This window comes from Marinobacter sp. ATCH36 (genome assembly GCF_023555055.1).
Lineage (GTDB): Bacteria > Pseudomonadota > Gammaproteobacteria > Pseudomonadales > Oleiphilaceae > Marinobacter.
The window spans coordinates 674,772-690,900 of record NZ_JAMJPL010000001.1 but is presented as its reverse complement, the minus strand read 5'-3'; the positions used below and the strand labels follow the sequence as shown (position 1 = coordinate 690,900).

11 protein-coding genes are annotated in these 16,129 nt (G+C 52.8%); 2 read left to right on the top strand and 9 right to left on the bottom strand.

All coding sequences use genetic code 11. The annotated features are described in order from the left end of the window. Nucleotides 1–32 precede the first annotated feature (32 nt). The 7 genes from M8010_RS03060 to M8010_RS03030 all read right to left on the bottom strand — a co-directional run bounded on the left by M8010_RS03060 (nt 33) and on the right by M8010_RS03030 (nt 10,373). A complete protein-coding gene (locus tag M8010_RS03060; protein WP_250088260.1) occupies nt 33–1,703 on the bottom strand; it encodes a dihydrolipoyllysine-residue acetyltransferase in 1,671 nt (556 codons plus the stop codon). Nucleotides 1,704–1,713: 10 nt separating this feature from the next. Further along, nucleotides 1,714–4,377 (bottom strand): pyruvate dehydrogenase (acetyl-transferring), homodimeric type, encoded by a 2,664-nt coding sequence (gene aceE / locus M8010_RS03055; protein ID WP_250088252.1) that lies wholly within the window; start codon nt 4,375–4,377, stop codon nt 1,714–1,716. A 348-nt stretch (nt 4,378–4,725) separates the two neighbouring features. After that, a complete protein-coding gene (locus tag M8010_RS03050; protein WP_250088244.1) occupies nt 4,726–5,898 on the bottom strand; it encodes an OsmC family protein in 1,173 nt (390 codons plus the stop codon). 95 nt (nt 5,899–5,993) lie between these two features. Next, complete coding sequence (locus tag M8010_RS03045; RefSeq protein ID WP_250088241.1) at nt 5,994–7,250, bottom strand: DcaP family trimeric outer membrane transporter; 1,257 nt, start codon at nt 7,248–7,250, stop codon at nt 5,994–5,996. Nucleotides 7,251–7,396: 146 nt separating this feature from the next. Beyond that, nucleotides 7,397–8,716, bottom strand: coding sequence for a TRAP transporter large permease (locus tag M8010_RS03040; RefSeq protein WP_250088239.1), 1,320 nt, complete (start codon nt 8,714–8,716; stop codon nt 7,397–7,399). Then, the gene (locus M8010_RS03035) at nt 8,713–9,270 is read right to left on the bottom strand and encodes a TRAP transporter small permease (RefSeq protein ID WP_250088237.1); all 558 of its coding nucleotides are present in this window, start codon (nt 9,268–9,270) and stop codon (nt 8,713–8,715) included. The genes M8010_RS03040 and M8010_RS03035 overlap by 4 nt, the downstream gene beginning before the upstream one ends. Next, nucleotides 9,270–10,373 (bottom strand): TRAP transporter substrate-binding protein, encoded by a 1,104-nt coding sequence (locus M8010_RS03030; protein WP_250088235.1) that lies wholly within the window; start codon nt 10,371–10,373, stop codon nt 9,270–9,272. The genes M8010_RS03035 and M8010_RS03030 overlap by 1 nt, the downstream gene beginning before the upstream one ends. A gap of 280 nt (nt 10,374–10,653) precedes the next feature. On the opposite strand from M8010_RS03030, the gene M8010_RS20085 reads away from it, so the two are divergent. Further along, nucleotides 10,654–10,761, top strand: coding sequence for a helix-turn-helix domain-containing protein (locus tag M8010_RS20085; RefSeq protein WP_502846200.1), 108 nt, complete (start codon nt 10,654–10,656; stop codon nt 10,759–10,761). A 576-nt stretch (nt 10,762–11,337) separates the two neighbouring features. Continuing rightward, nucleotides 11,338–11,874, top strand: coding sequence for a reverse transcriptase domain-containing protein (locus tag M8010_RS03025; protein ID WP_349666081.1), 537 nt, complete (start codon nt 11,338–11,340; stop codon nt 11,872–11,874). Between the two features lie 114 nt (nt 11,875–11,988). Here the strand turns inward: M8010_RS03025 and ltrA are convergent, their stop codons facing one another. Continuing rightward, nucleotides 11,989–13,251 (bottom strand): group II intron reverse transcriptase/maturase, encoded by a 1,263-nt coding sequence (gene ltrA / locus M8010_RS03020; protein WP_250088222.1) that lies wholly within the window; start codon nt 13,249–13,251, stop codon nt 11,989–11,991. 1,007 nt (nt 13,252–14,258) lie between these two features. Next, the gene (mdlC, locus tag M8010_RS03015) at nt 14,259–15,872 is read right to left on the bottom strand and encodes a benzoylformate decarboxylase (RefSeq protein ID WP_250088221.1); all 1,614 of its coding nucleotides are present in this window, start codon (nt 15,870–15,872) and stop codon (nt 14,259–14,261) included. Nucleotides 15,873–16,129: the final 257 nt, after the last annotated feature.

The following is a 16,129-nucleotide window of genomic DNA, read 5'->3' as shown; positions in this document are numbered from 1 at the left end:
CAACGAACATGCGCTTAATCAGGGAATTTTCTTCAGAGTAACAATCTCCTAAGGTCGCCCAGTAGATCACCTATTAGACTGATTAACTTGCCACCATCTACACCATTCACCGCCCGATGATCATAGGACAGAGACAGCGGCAACATCAGCCGCGGCTGGAAACCCTTGCCATCCCAGACCGGCTTCATTGCCGCCTTGGACACCCCAAGAATTGCCACCTCCGGTGTATTCACAATCGGCGTAAACGCCGTACCCCCGATACCACCCAGACTGGTGATGGTAAAGCAGGCCCCCTGCGTTTCAGCCGGCTTCAGCTGCTTGTCCCTGGCCTTCTGCGCCAGCTCCGCACTCTCTGCCGCAAGCTCCCAAAGCCCCTTCTTGTCCACATCCCTGATCACCGGCACCATTAACCCGTTGGGCGTATCCACCGCAATGCCGATGTGAATAAACTGCTTGCGCACCACTTCCTTGCGCTCCATGTCCAGAGACACGTTGAACTGTGGCAGCTCCGCCAGCGCCGTGGCACAGGCCTTCAGCAGGAACGGCAACGGCGTCATCTTCACGCCCTTCTTCTCGCCGGCAGCCTTCTGGGCCTTGCGGAAATCCTCCATGTCGGTGATGTCCGCATCCTCGAACTGGGTCACGTGCGGTACGTTCAGCCAGCTGCGCTGCATGTTATTCGCGGTGGCGAACATCATCCGCGACATGGCTTCACGCTTGACCTCACCAAACTGGCTGAAGTCCGGCAGCTTCACACCGGGGATACTGGAACCACTGTCACCAGCCACCGTACCGTCCTGCCGCAGCTGGCTCTTAACAAAAGCCTGCACATCATCTTTGATGATACGAAATTTAGGGCCGGAGCCTTTGATGCGGGCAAGATCTGCGCCGAATTCCCGGGCTAGCTTGCGCACCGCCGGGCCAGCGTGAATCTTGGCGCCGGGAGTGGGCGGTTCGTGAGTGGCAGACGGCTGCGCCGGCTTCGGTTCTTCACTGTTTCTTTCCGTCTCGGCTTTGCCTTCCTGTTTGTCGCTAATGGAAGACTCCGGCGGCTCAGAGCATGTGTCTTCCCAACCAATCTCTTCACCTTGGCCGTTATCTTCAACAATGGTCATTTCAACCAGTTCATGACCTTCCGAAATCCTTTCGCCTTCAGATACCAAGATCTTGCCTACCGCCCCTGCATAAGGCGAAGGGATCTCCATGGTCGCCTTGTCGGATTCAACGGTGACCAGTGGATCATCCACCCCTACCTCATCGCCTTCATTGACGTTGATTTCGATAATTGGCACATGCTCCAAGCCGTCTAGCGCCGGTACCTTCGCGGTCACCAAGCGGAAACCAGTATTCTTTTTTGGTGCCGGCTCCTTTTTAGCCTTGCCTTCGGATTTGAGATCGGGCTTAACGCTCTTGCTGAAGCCAGCTTCTTTAGTATCTTTTTCGTCATCAGAACCACCAGCATCACCGCTGGCTTCCATCATGCCCACAACATCGCCTTCCTTGACCTTGTCACCCACCTTGACGGTGATTTTGGTGATCTTGCCTGCACCGGGCGAAGGCAACTCAACGGACGCCTTATCGGACTCGACCGTCAGTATCGGATCTTCTTCTTCAACCGAATCCCCTTTGCTGACGAGTATTTCAATAACCTCAACCTCGTCCGCACCGCCGAGATCCGGAACCTTGATTTCCTGCTCACTCATAGCGGTCTCCTTAGCTCAGCACCGGGTTCGTTTTATTGCGATCGATTCCGTACTTGCGCATGGCGTCGAGAACCACATCGTTCTTCACCTCACCATCCTGAGCCAGGGCTGACAGCGCCGATACCGTTACATAGTAGCGGTCAACTTCAAAGAAGCTGCGCAGCTTCTCCCGGGTATCACTGCGGCCGAAGCCATCGGTACCGAGAGTCAGGTAGGTTTTGGGTATGAACGCCCGGAGCTGCTCGGAGTGCAGCTTGATGTAATCGGTAGAAGACACCACTGGCCCGGTCTGATTCTCCAGGCACTGGGTGACATAGGCTTTCTTGGCCTTGTCATCCGGGTGCAGACGGTTCCAGCGCTCTACATGCTGCCCTTCACGGGCCAGCTCGTTGAAGCTGGTCACACTCCACACATCGGAGGCAACGCCCCAGTCGTCTTTGAGCATCTGGGCCGCAGCACGCACTTCGTTGAGGATGGCACCAGCGCCAAGCAGCTGTACCCGGGGAGTTTTCTTGCGCCCCTTGGTTTCGACCGACTCGAACAGGTACATACCCTTGATGATGCCGTCTTCGCAATCTTTGGGCATTGCCGGCTGCTCGTAGTTCTCGTTCCCGATCGTCAGGTAGTAGTAGATATTCTTGTTGTCCTCGAACATCTCTTTCATGCCGTGACGAAGCACCACGGCCATTTCATAGCCGTAGGCCGGATCATAGGCCTTGCAGTTCGGAATGGTGTTGGCGAGAACATGGCTGTGCCCGTCCTGGTGCTGCAGGCCTTCACCGTTAAGAGTGGTCCGGCCGGCGGTACCGCCGATCAGGAAACCACGGGCCTGTATGTCACCGGATGCCCACGCCAGATCGCCCACCCGCTGGAAGCCGAACATGGAATAGAAGATATAGAACGGAATCAGCGGGAAATTGTTGGTGCTGTAGGAGGTTGCAGCCGCCATCCAGGCCGCCATGGAGCCAGCTTCGTTGATACCTTCCTCAAGAATCTGGCCCTTTTTGTCCTCCCGGTAATACATGATCTGGTCACGGTCTTCCGGAACATACTTTTGCCCCTCGGCCGTGTAAATACCCAGCTGACGGAACATACCCTCCATACCAAAGGTACGGGCTTCGTCTGGCACGATCGGTACCACGCGCTTGCCGATACGCTTGTCTTTGGTCAGAGCCGTCAGTATCCGGACAAAGGCCATGGTGGTTGAAATTTTCCGCTCACCGGAACCGTCCAGCACCGCCTTGAAGATATCCAGATCGGGGATCTGCAACGGCTGACAGTCTTTGCGCCGCTTTGGATAGAAACCACCCAACTCCTGGCGGCGCTTTTTCATGTAGACAACTTCCGGGCTATCCGGTGCCGGCCGGTAATAGGGAACGTCGTTGAGCTCCTCATCCTTCAGCGGCACTGCGAACCGGTCACGGAAAGCCTTCAGCTGTTCAATATCCAGCTTCTTCAGCGAGTGGGCGGTGTTCTGCGCCTCGCCGGCCTCTCCGAACCCATAGCCCTTGATGGTATGGGCCAGGATAACCGTTGGACGACCGCCGTTGTTGTTAACGGCGCGATGATAGGCAGCATAAATCTTGTACGGGTCATGGCCGCCGCGGTTGAGCTTGTTGATTTCGTCATCAGAGAGGTTTTCAACAAGCTTGGCGGTTTCGGGATACCTGCCAAAGAAGTGCTTGCGGGTGTAGGCCGGGCCATTACTTTTGAAGTTCTGCAACTCACCGTCACACACCTCATCCATGGTGCGCTGCATCACGCCGTCCTTGTCGTTCTCGAACAGCGGATCCCAGTGGCGACCCCAGATCACTTTCGACACATTCCAGCCGGCACCACGGAAGACACCTTCAAGTTCCTGAATGATTTTACCGTTACCACGAACCGGGCCGTCCAGGCGCTGCAGGTTGCAGTTCACCACGAAGATGAGGTTGCTGAGGTTTTCCCGGCCAGCCATGGAAATGGAGCCCAGGGTTTCCGGCTCATCACACTCACCGTCACCGACAAAGCACCAGACTTTGCGGTCGCCCATCTCGATGAGCTCGCGGCTGTCGAGGTACTTCATCACGTGGGCCTGGTAGATGGCCTGGATGGGGCCGAGGCCCATGGACACCGTCGGGAACTGCCAGTAATCGGGCATCAGCCAGGGGTGAGGATAGGAAGACAGGCCTGTGCCGTCCACTTCCTCACGATATTTGTCCAGATCTTTCTCTTCAAAACGGCCTTCAAGGAAGGAACGGGCGTAGATACCCGGGGAAGAGTGACCCTGGAAGTACACCAGGTCAGATTCGCGTTTATCATCGCCGCCATGGAAAAAGTAGTTGAAGCCGACATCGTATAAGGTGGCCGCAGAGGAGAATGATGAAACGTGGCCACCCAGATCGCCAGGGCGCGTGTTGGCACGCATCACCATGGCCATGGCATTCCAGCGAATCAGTGAGCGGATACGACGCTCCATGAACAGATCGCCGGGCATTGGCGTCTGCTGGGAGACGGGAATGCTGTTCCGGAATGGCGTGGTGATAGCGTAGGGTAGCTCTGTGCCGTCACGGCTGGCCCGCTCGGAAAGCCTCTCAAGTATGTATTTTGCCCGGTCCACACCTTCGTTCTCAATCAGAGACTCTAACGCATCCAGCCATTCCCCCGTTTCCGGTGGATCAATATCGAAAATCATGCACGTCACCATAAAAGTATTTAAAGAGGATAAACAACGTCCTACTGACTATTAATTATTGTTTAGATTCAATTAGAAATTTCCCGGCAGTTTCGTTAAAAGTTCAAAAGCAAAAAAGGTAAAAATTTATAAAGTCTCGCCCGTTTACATGGGCTAACTCCATCGGGTGTGAGCTCGAATAACTAAGGTAAAGTTGAATTTCGCCAGCTAGGTTTAACGGTCAAGCTCAAAATGAGACATTTTCTGGTGCCACTCACGAAAAAAGGGGGAGCTACAAGCACTCCCCTTCTGTAACATCTTTGTTCGCAGCCTAAGATCGATCGCTCAGACGGGGCACCCACATACTACTCACCCAACCTGCCGGTAGGACGTCGAGCGAATCCGTGTCTTAAGATCAGTCTTGCAAAACGCGTGTAAAAAGCAGGTTTGCTCTCCCATATCCACTACCTCTCTAGCGAAATCTTCTCCTTCAGTCGTGTTCAAATAGACGTGCGTCTCTACTGGGTCAGCCTCACCTGCTTTACCAGTCCGCCCGGAACCACCACCTGGCGTGAAGAAAGTATCTTGCAAAATTCGGTAGGCAGATAAATCCTTTTTCATGATCTGGGCGTATCTCCCCAACTGAGTCATAAAGCAAAATCCTAGCCCTGCCGAGATGAGGGTTGCCGGATCTGGCGCCTGCTCGCCGGTTTCATCAGCGATAAACTGGAACGAAGATCCTTTTGGATTGAATAAATGTTGCGTAATCGCGAGCAAACCATCAGACCGAATTTCACAGATACCTTGTACGTGAAGAGTACGCTGCTGGTCACTCTTTAGGCTGCTTCCACGTCCGCCGGCTCCTTCGGTAATTTCTCCAGCGTTTACCTTTCGAATTAGAGCCTCATCCAACGTGGGTCGAGGTTCTGCATCATCGAAACGCTCAGACGGATCGGACAAGGCTCCTTCGGGTATCTGAGGCACACGACCAACGTCAGCAACTTCGCCATTCACTGTCAATGTGAACAGGCTCTCGTGACGACCACGCATAAGTCCATTTAAGGGCGACGCGTGAACGGCATCCTGGAGCAGTTTATTGACTGCCCCGGTTTCACCATCGCTCTCGATTTGGATTTCTAAGTCCACCGGTAACGCACCAGCAACCATAGTACCGCGCGGAGCACTCCCCTCCATGGTGTAGTAATTGTCTTGAATCATGCGAACCTGATGGAGGGTGATACCACGTTCTCGTGCCAAGGCGCGAAGCTCCATCATATAGGAACTAACCATCCCAGCAGTCAGAAAGCCAAGCGGCGCAGGTGCCATATCAAAGCCGTTCAAGTACGGTCCCTCATCGCTGGTAAGTCTCCAGGCAATGCCAGCAGTAGTGAGAACCAAAGCTTCTTTTTGCATTGCAGTCAACGAGCGCACCGCAGTACGATAATCCAGTCCCTTTCGGTGAGGGGCGGGAGGGATGCTTAGCACGTCGGCGGCGTTTACTCGGAATGCGAGGGGCAGTCCAGATTCCTCGATCTTGTTCATAAAAACTCCTTTATTGAAATGCGGAGGGCATCTGAACCGCCCCCCAAATGACAGTATTAACGGACCGATACAGCCCATTAGGTATTTAATTGGCCTCAGAACTGGGTCATCATCATGGCGTTGATTCGATTAGCATTACCATTTCTGCCATCGAACCGCTCTGACCGGGCGTAGGCGTATCCTAGTCCGAAATTTACCCGTGGCGTGAGATTGAAGAATATGTCCGCCCATATTGTGTCCACTCGCCGACGCTCAATTGCTGCGAGGCTGTCAGGAACACCGCTACGCTGGACCCGTGAGTAGGCAAGCGTACTGGTGAACCGAGGAGACCAATTTTGCTCCAGAGCCACATAGCCCGATGCATGTTCAATGGGTTTGATCTTGCCGTCTTTGACATAGCCATCCGTCGGGCTTGGGCTCATATATGAGCCGTTGCCTTCACCCACCCATAATGCACTCTTTAAAACAGCGGATGACCACAAGGGTTGAGCATAATGCCCATAGACACCCCAGCTGAATGCAGAATCGTCAATGCCCGAGCTCTCCACATCAAGCTCCCGCACCATACCTGCCAAGGCGAATCGACGACCGAACTCATATCGAGCAGTAAGTGCCGGTGCGCTGGAATTGGTAGCAACAGAAACGTCGTCTCGCGGCGTTGGATTGCCGCTGGCGTTTGATATTATGGCGTCGTGATCCTCTAACGAGAATGATAACTGATGATCTTGTGTAAACTTCATTGAGTAACGAATCTGCGCAGGACGAGTAAAGACACCTCCGGTCGGGCTGCCCAACTTTACAATTCGTGGCGATGCAATGAAGCTCATAACGTTCGACCAAGTGCGGCCTGCCAACAGAGACCCAAGCTCGGCATACGCATGTCGTATCGAAAGCAACTCTTCTTCACCACGGCCGGGTCGTCCCAACATATGACTTCCAAAGAAGGTGTTTAGTCGACCATATTTCGTGGGCGTACTCGTACCAATATTGAAACGCGTCTCTAATGCGTGTGCATTGAACTTGCCATCAGTTTCTCGGGGTGTCACGTCCGCTAAAAATGGATTGGTGACAGCTCCCAGATCCTTATCGAAATCGTAAATGAAATCCGCTTTGATATAACCACCTATGCGAAGGTCTGTCTCAGTGCCTGGTAAACGAAAAGTGGGTCGCCAGCTCGACGGCGGACCAACTCGGCTCATTTCACCGCTCTTAAGCTCCTGATCGGGCTCCATTGATGGATAGGCCTGCAACGGTGGGCCCTTTGATGTTTGTGCATATGCAGCGCCCATGCTCAATACTAGAATTGGCAATGAAGCAATCGATTTTTTTATTACTTTGCTAAAATAATACATAAATGCAACTCTCTATTTTTGTAATTGAATTGACTTATCTATTAACCTCCCTGTAATAAATTCCCCCGGCACCAATCCCTGCCCCGTGGTTTTCTTACTTTTTAAGTTGTTTTAATCAATATATTTTTCGTGCGTATAAAACACTGTTAGTTATACATCTGGTTTGGCAAATACAGCACTAACTCAGGAAATATAAGCAGAAGCATCATTAGGACAAACATGGCCAACCAAAATGGAAGTATTCCTTTGAAAACGGTTGCCAATGGTACGTCGCGTTTCAGGACGGAGGTTGCAACGCCACGAACTACGAAAACGATAACTCCCAATGGTGGGGAAATTAGCCCCATTTCGAGCGTGACCACTACCATCACCCCGAACCAGATCGGGTCGTAGCCCAAGCCAACGATAATCGGAAAAACGATGGGAATGGCCATAACGAGAATCGCTAGGCCCTCCAAAAACGTCCCTAGCACAATTAGCGACGCCAGGACACAAAGGAAAATTACCATCGGTGGAATATCGAGCGACCCGAGGAAGATACCCAGTTCTCCAGGGATGCGGGTCAGCCCTAAAAAAGGATTGAACAGATAAGCACCGATGACGACAAACAGGACCATCCCACTTATCTTCACTGTCTCGAGTATCGTGATCATAAAATCCCGCCAGCCCATCGTGCGCTTTAGTAATGCCGCGATTAGGGTCAGAAAGGCTCCAATACCGGCAGCCTCATTGGGCGTGAATGCTCCCGCGTAAATACCGCCAATAACTAACGTGACAATCAAAAGCATCGGACTGGCGCGCAGCAATGAGACCCATTTCCACCGCCAATTACTTTTCGGGCCTGGAGGCCCAAGTTCTGGGCGATATTTTGTTTGCACCCAGATTACCAAGATAAACAACAGCGCCAACATAATTCCCGGGATCACCCCGGCCATGAAGAGTTGACCAATTGACTCCTCTGTTAGAAGCGCATAAAGGATGAAACCAGTACTAGGCGGAATCAGGATCCCTAGCGTACCCCCAGCGGCGACCGTGCCGGTCGCCAAGGCAGTGTCATACTTGTAACGGTCCATCTCTGGCAAGGCCACCGACCCCATGGTGGCGGCAGATGCCACACTGGATCCCGACAGCGCTGCGAAACCAGCTGAAGAAGCCACAGTGGCACTCGCAAGGCCGCCACGAAACGAGCCAATCCATGCGTAGGTCGCAGCAAACAGATCCCGGCTTATTCCCGACTGCACTGCCAATTGCCCCATCAATACAAAAAGGGGAATAACACTCAAGGAGTAACTGGACGCGTGCTGGAAAGGGTAATTTGCGAGCACTGACTGGGCCGGAGTGATACCGGCAATAATGCTGTATCCGACTCCACCTACCAGTATCATTACTACACCCACAGGCATCCGCAGCATGATTAGCGTAAGCAGTCCTACCAGCCCGAGCATCCCAATCTCTACGGAGGTCATGAAGCTTCCCCCTGCTCGCCATTTGAACCCACCGGCACGAGTCGCTGCCCCCCCCGAATTGCGTCCGCCAGGAGAACCAGTCCGTAAAAGACCAGACCTACCGCAATAACACCATAGAAGGGGTAATGCGGCACACCGATCATTGTCGAGGCTTCCCGCATGGCTTCACTCTTAGACGCTTGATCTAATGACAGATATGCAAGCCAAAGCACGGTCCCGGATGCCATAAACATCACTAACCGATAGAGCAACGCATCAATCCATCTGGGACGAATCCGGGCAAATACCGGATTGCAGAGATCAACCGTGATATGAGCTCCCTTCAGCCCTGTGTAAGCCAGAGAACAAAACGCAACCACAACCATAGAAAGCTTTACTAAGTCATAAACACCAATGAGCGGCGTATCGAGTACGTAACGGAAAAAAACATCGACCACAATCATGCCCATCATGAATACCAGGGTTACCCCCGCAATGCCGGCAAGAAGATAGCAACCCCAGACGAGAGCTAACTCTGAATATTTAACTGTGCTTGAAAAAAAACGATTAGACATTACTCGCGCTCCGAGCCAAGCCCGAGTTGCTGAAGCATCTTCTCGCCATCAGAACGCACTCCAGCTTCATCGACTAACTCCAGCCACTGCTGTGCCACCGGGGCGAGAGCATCAAGCCAGCGATCTTGCTCACCTTCTTCGAGCTCAATAATTTCGGCATCCGTGCTTTCCCTGACCGAGACAAGTATCGCTTCCCGCTCTCTCTCGTAGGCACTCGCTCCCTTTTCGCTCAGAGCCTCACCAATGGTTGAATCCAGAGTTCTGCGCAAATTATTGGGAAGTCCTTGGTAAACCTTCTGATTCATAACGAGAAAATACGGCGAAAACCCCAGCGGCGCTCCCGTTGTGAAGTAGTTTGCCACTTCAGTGAGATCAAACGACTTGACTGCAGAAAGTGGAATTTGGACACCATCCACGATGCCGCGCTCAAGGCTTGTGTAGACTTCAGTGACAGGCATGCTCACTGGTGATGCACCCAAGGCCTCTAGCACATTGCCGGAAAGTTTGGAGGGAGTCCGAATACGCATGCCCTTCAGATCCTCCAGCGTACGTACAGGCTTATCCCTGGTGGCGATTATGGCGATATCTCCGGTCCAAATCGCCAATAGCTTAGTGTCAGCGTATTCCTGTTGAAGGTGGTCATCCCAAAAAGCCCAGAGTTTCGCAGTCGCATCATTTGCATTTTCAGCAAAACCGGGCAACTCAGAGACCGTCGACAATGGGAATTGATGTGGGGTGTAACCCTGCAAACCGAAAGCGATGTCCGCCATCCCTCGAGCAGCCATTTTGTATTGTCCCGGCGGGGTACCACCAAGCTGGCGAGCCGGGTAAATCTGTACAACTAGCTCGCCGCCCGTTTCGTCCCGTATCTGTTTTGCCCAAGGTGCCATCACTTCTTCGTGCATAACGTGCTGGGGTGACATGAAATGCGCGAGGCGAAGTACGTCTGCGTGCGCTCCCGGGGAAGCAATAAACGCTCCCGTCAAAAGGGTCGCTGCCATGACCGGATTGAGGATGCCACCTCGGGTACAGGGGAAAACGCTAAGAAATTCCTGAAATCTGAAACGGAGGGAACTGACTACATTGACACGCTTAAGTTGCATTTTATTGTTCTCCTGTCTTTTGCTTCGTGATGACCCAAACCAATTTATTCTGTGATGATGCGCTGGTGTAGTGACCATGACCATCTATAGTTATTTCTCACACGTTGGATACTGATAAAATCGGTCTAGGAATGAATTGTCCCTAGTATTGTTCAGGCAAATGAGACTGGCTATTTCAATTTACTCGAATCGGTATTGGTTTTTAAGAATGAGCCATCAAACTCGCCTGCCCTGAGAACCGCCATGCATTTCGCTATTCCCAACCTGAGACACCGTCGGTATCTTCATTGAGGCAGCCAAGCACAGCAGCATCAGCAAGGCTGCTCCACTAGCATTCTTCTCCCAGCCTGCAATCACGCAGGCGATAGGAAAACTAGAAGCCTACTAGACACGGAATTGTTCGAGCGACAAGCAAACGGCATGTTCTTGACACTTGCTGGCAAAGTCTTTGAAACACGAGTATTGCGCTGTAATGATTACCTGGAACGGGGAACCCGTGCCGCCCTCAGAGCCGTAACCAGACAATCGCAGCAACTGCTCTACTCAGATGGCTCTCATCAGTTGGACAGCTTGAAGATGCAGTTAAGCTCTGATCCGATTGTATTCACGGGTCAAGGGAGGTGAGGCAGCTTGGAAATGTCGCCGCTGCCAAACGAAGAAGTTCGTACACATAGGTCGGATTTCGAGACAGCAGTATCCATCACAGGTCGGACTGCTGCTTCCTGTCAAGTTGCGGCAAGCAAGGATAAAGAGTGCGATGGGCAGCCTCCTCAGCATGCTGGAGTCCAGATAGGTAAACCGGGGAAGGTCAATATCGGATGCCAAGGGGGCATGACTCCAAAGCCGAATTGACTGGCGGAGCTCCCGTAGTAGTCCGCGATGGGGAAAGCCCATTACATGGCGAAGGGGAGCAGTTTAAACGTGTTTGCCACGCAAACTACCTGACCAAACAAGGTGAAGACCTTTGATAATCAGTGAAATGCAACGCAAGCTAGCGACTTGGACAACAGCCGACCCCGCTCGCCGGGTAGACCGGTTGTTGCGCCTGATAGCGCAGCCTGACTGGCTCGCAGAAGCGGCTCGAATCACTCTGTCTTCCAAAGGGGCAAACACGCCCGGGGTCGACGGTGAAATCAAGCTGACTGCCCAGGCCAGGCTGCCGGCTATTCTCCAACAAATCAGGAACGATTTACTCTCCGATGCTTATAGCCCGTCACCGGCCCGAAGGGTGTATATCCCGAAGGCCAACGGCAAGCAACGACCACTGGGTATCCCGACCCTGCGCGACCGCATCGTTCAACGGGCCATGGTTATGGCAATGGAGCCAGTGTGGGAAAGTGACTTTCATACGCTCTCCTACGGGTTCAGACCAGAACGAAGTGTTCACATGGCGCATCGGGAAATGGTTTATGAAAGAGCAAAGCGCCGGTATCCACGGCGCTGGTCTGGGAATACCCGGAACTGGGGAGGTCACCGGACCGGTAGCGCTCAATCCTGGTAAGCCGCAGGAATTTGAGCTTAATAAACTGGCGGCTTAAGTGCAGCTATTTGGGGTGAGTCAGCCGAGGGAACTGCCCCCTCAGCTGCTCTCAGAACCCGGCGTGAACCTCTCAGCTCACCGGGCTCCCATTGCTTCAACCGCAAACGCACCACGTCCACTCCAGTGAACGAATAGATTCGGGTGTTTGCTCTTTATACGATCAAGCCATGAGATTGCTCTCATCTTCTTGCCGCGCAAGCGCTTATATTTCCGCATCGCCCATCGGATGATGGCTCGATCGATATGATCTGCTACCGGCTGAAATTCAGACCCTCTGAAGCGACAATAATACCGGATCCAGCCTCGGACTCGTGGAGCCAATGCTTTGGCGATCTGGTCTATTGATAACTCGCTTCGAAGATTCAGGTGCCATCGCCTTACCGCCTGCCTCATAGACGTCATCGACTGACGACTGACTGCTGGCGTGAAACCCAGCGAGCTTCTCCCGCTCCGGTTGACGATGCGCCTCGGCCTGAACGTATATCCAAGAAAATCAAACTGAATGTTTTCATGGCTCCCTTGTCGCCGGCTATCCTTGCAGTACACAACTTTCGTTTTATCGGGGTGCATTTGGAGACCGCATTGTCTGAGCCGCATTTCTAACTGCGAATGCAGATACTGTGCCTCACGCTCACTTCGACAATGCAGTATTCCGTCATCCGCATATCGACAGAATGGGATGTCCGGGTGGTAAACGGTTAACCAACGATCCAACGCATAATGCAGAAATAGGTTCGCCAGGACTGGTGATAACGGACCCCCTTGTGGGGTGCCAACGTTCCGGCCTTTCTGGTTACCATCTCGCGTCTGCATCGGTGCCGTTAGCCAGCGCTTCACATACATCAGCACCCAGGATTCAGAACAATGGTGGTCAAGGGCCTTGAGCAATAGCTCATGATCAATATGATCGAACAAGCCACGGATGTCATACTGCAGCACCCAGTCCCTTTCCCAGCACCGCTTTCGCGTGACCGCAAGCGCATCATGCGCGGATTTTCCACGCCGATATCCGTACGAGTCCGCATGAAAGACAGGTTCCAGGATCGGTTCCAGCGTCATCGTAACTACAGTTTGCGCTATGCGATCACTGACTGTGGGTACTCCGAGTAATCTTTCCCCTCCACTTTTCTTCGGAATTGGAACTGCTTTGACCGCCGGTGGAAAATAGCTGCCGGACGACATCCGATTCCAAATCAGGTACAGATTGTTGGTCAAGTCTCGATCAAAGTCCTGAATCGTCTGGCCATCTATTCCGGCCGCACCTCGATTCGATTTAACACGCTGATATGCCTCCCATACCAGGCGTTTGGAAATATCAAACGGTTTTGCTGAGTTCACAGGCTCATCCTAATAAAGTTGGCCATGGAATCAGCCGAAGGAACTCGGCTCCTTCGCTCCGAGCCCATTACAGGCTCATCATTGCTACTACGAACCAATCCGTCCTCGAACCATGCATCGGTACTCTGCATCTTGCTTTTCTTCACTTGATGCTCTCCCTTGGCATCATGGATTCGAGTTCCCACAGTTCCGTTGAAATGCCTGAACCGAGCTCGCGCCATCTCTATGCCGGACACCATCCACCCAGTAAGCAGGTTTCCGATGGACTTGTCCCGGGGATAGTTGTGGCCCCCGGTTTTGATGTCAGTTTTCAATTTCGACACCTGAACGATGATTCGCTTGTGCTCGCCTTCTCGGTTCCTACCTGACACACCACATGGGTGGGCCGTTTCTCCTGACGCTTACGACAACGGTCTTCAGCCAATGCCACTCAGGATGGTTTGAAGCCAGCCCCTGCAGGCAGACTTCGGAGGGTCGGTTCCTCCATCATTTCAACAGCTTCTCATGCTGCACATATAACTCCTGTCTTACCGTGCGCATTGCTGTGGCACACACAACTGGGTTGAAAATCGCCGCTTCCGGAACTTGAAAAGCGAATGGATTCCTTCACTCGGCTACCGTTCAATTCCGGATGCACGAAAGGATATTGGCGACCACCTGATGGACCAATGGGATGGACTCCTCCTCACCTAACCGGTATCTACGTGCCAAAATGGTAAATGAACAGTCAACCATCGTGAAGATGAGGAGAAGTCCATCCCATTGTTAACCGTTGCACTCTCAAATTGCCAACCAATTTGCGACTGGTCATAATCTGGCTGCTTAAGATCTACCATTTCAGGTCACGGACTCTCAGGTTTACTAATGTCAGGAAACTCGGGCAAGTCGCTCCGCAGCACAAAACTGGTTTTGCGCGACGGAGCTGGAGGCAGTTAATTCAATGCGCGTACCTGAGCCGAACGTGCCAAATAGCCACATGTTCGGTCAGGCAGAAAGAAGCCTAAAGCCTATTTACCGAACGGAGTGCTGACTTCGATTAAGAAAGGGCGGGCACTCTGGTTCAAGGCTTGTGTGAACAAGCATCCGAAAGCCTCAGCATTGTCTGCCGTTCCGGAGTCGACGCCATACCCTCGCGCAATAGAGCAGAAGTCCAAACCAGGCACGTCCAGCCCAGGTGAATCCTCTGCACCCAGCAGCGAGGCGAACTCACGCAGCGCACCATACGTGCCGTTCTTGAGAATTATAAATATGACGGGAACCTGACATTGAGCCGCCGACCACAGGGCTGTGATGCCATAATTGGCCGAACCGTCACCGATGATGGCCACCACCCGCCGGTCAGGCAAAGCAAGCTGAACACCCACTGCCGCAGGCAGGCCAAATCCGAGCCCCCCTGCAGATGGAAAAAAATAACTGCTAGGCTGAGTCATTTGAATCTGTGACCAGAAAGCCTTTTTTGTTGCCGGTGCGGTCGCTTCTTTGACATACGTAACATTTTCAGGCGCCAACCTGTTTAACAGGTGGAACAGATTTTCTGGATGGATAGCTCCCGGCAGATCAGCCGGCAGGGTTGGCTTTTCAATTGGCTCCGGAAGCGTTCGCCCAGTGAGATCAAGGGCATCTACCAGGCAGGCCAGAGCCCGTTTAACATTACTTACTAGTGCATCCCCAAAGGGAGCGCGAGCGGCTTGATGCGTGTCGCCAGTCAAGCTTAACACGCGGGCCCCCTGTGGCAGGTAATTCCCGGGCATGTCCTTATGATAACGAAACACTGGCGCTCCGACCACTAATATGACGTCATATTTTTCCAAGCGCTCGCAAACCTCCCGAATGGAGATCGGCAGCACACCCCTGAAGGATGGGTGGTTGGTGGGAAACGGACAGCGGGACTCCGACGGCGCCATCCAAACTGGCGCCCCCAGCTTGTTGGCAAGCCTCACAGCATCGGCATTGGCATTCTGTGCGTCGACCTCACGACCGAGCACTAACACCGGACTCTTTGCTTGAGCCAGCAAGTCAGCCCATGCTTGGATCTGACTCCGACTAGGTTCTGCACCGACAACGACCTCCCGACGCAAAAGATGAGCCATATTAGCATCAACGTCTTCATCCCAGTCGTTATGGGGGATAGATACGTAAGTTGGCCCGGGCGTGGGCAGAGTAGCTTCCTGTATGGCTTGACTCAAGGCCCTTGGGACATCTGCAGCCTCCGCGGGTTCAAAACTCCACTTCACCAGAGGTAGCGGCAACAAGGTTGAGTTAACGTTGGTAAGCATAGCTTCAACACCAATCAGGTTCCGAGCTTGCTGGCCCGCAGTTACCACTAAAGGGCTTTGCGAGCAATGAGCGTTGGTTAACGCTCCCATCGCATTACCCGTACCTGCAGCAGCGTGCAGATTAACCATGGTGGGTCGCCCTGTGGCCATCGCATAACCATCCGCCATGCCCATAACGGCTCCTTCGTGCAGCCCCAAGATATAGCGAAAATCACTGGGAAAATTCTTCAAAAACGGCAGCTCGTTGGAGCCTGGATTGCCGAAAACCGTGGTCATGCCGTACTTCCTCAGCAATTCATAGGTAAATGCGCGAATTGAATTGTCAGTCATAATCGGAATATCCATCACATGTTGTTAAGAAAGACCGGCATCAGCCACTGAAACACAGCACAACGCCAAGTCAGACAGAAAATCTGGGACTGCTTTGAACCAATTGCTAAGGCCTTGTGCGCAGCTAGAACTGAATTTTCGGCGCCCCTGCGATTGTCACCATTGCACCCATCACTACCTATTCGGCCAAGAGGTAACCTGCGAGAAAGTCTTTTCCGCACCCAACACGAATTGGCTGCCCATCGGGAGCTTGAGATCAAACATGCGGCGCC

Excerpts from the sequence above, each read along its gene's own strand:
- M8010_RS03060 (WP_250088260.1), bottom strand. The coding sequence starts at position 1,703 with ATGAGTGAGCAGGAAATCAAGGTTCCGGATCTCGGCGGTGCGGACGAG.
- aceE (WP_250088252.1), bottom strand. The coding sequence starts at position 4,377 with ATGATTTTCGATATTGATCCACCGGAAACGGGGGAATGGCTGGATGCG.
- M8010_RS03050 (WP_250088244.1), bottom strand. The coding sequence starts at position 5,898 with ATGAACAAGATCGAGGAATCTGGACTGCCCCTCGCATTCCGAGTAAAC.
- M8010_RS03045 (WP_250088241.1), bottom strand. The coding sequence starts at position 7,250 with ATGTATTATTTTAGCAAAGTAATAAAAAAATCGATTGCTTCATTGCCA.
- M8010_RS03040 (WP_250088239.1), bottom strand. The coding sequence starts at position 8,716 with ATGACCTCCGTAGAGATTGGGATGCTCGGGCTGGTAGGACTGCTTACG.
- M8010_RS03035 (WP_250088237.1), bottom strand. The coding sequence starts at position 9,270 with ATGTCTAATCGTTTTTTTTCAAGCACAGTTAAATATTCAGAGTTAGCT.
- M8010_RS03030 (WP_250088235.1), bottom strand. The coding sequence starts at position 10,373 with ATGCAACTTAAGCGTGTCAATGTAGTCAGTTCCCTCCGTTTCAGATTT.
- mdlC (WP_250088221.1), bottom strand. The coding sequence starts at position 15,872 with ATGGATATTCCGATTATGACTGACAATTCAATTCGCGCATTTACCTAT.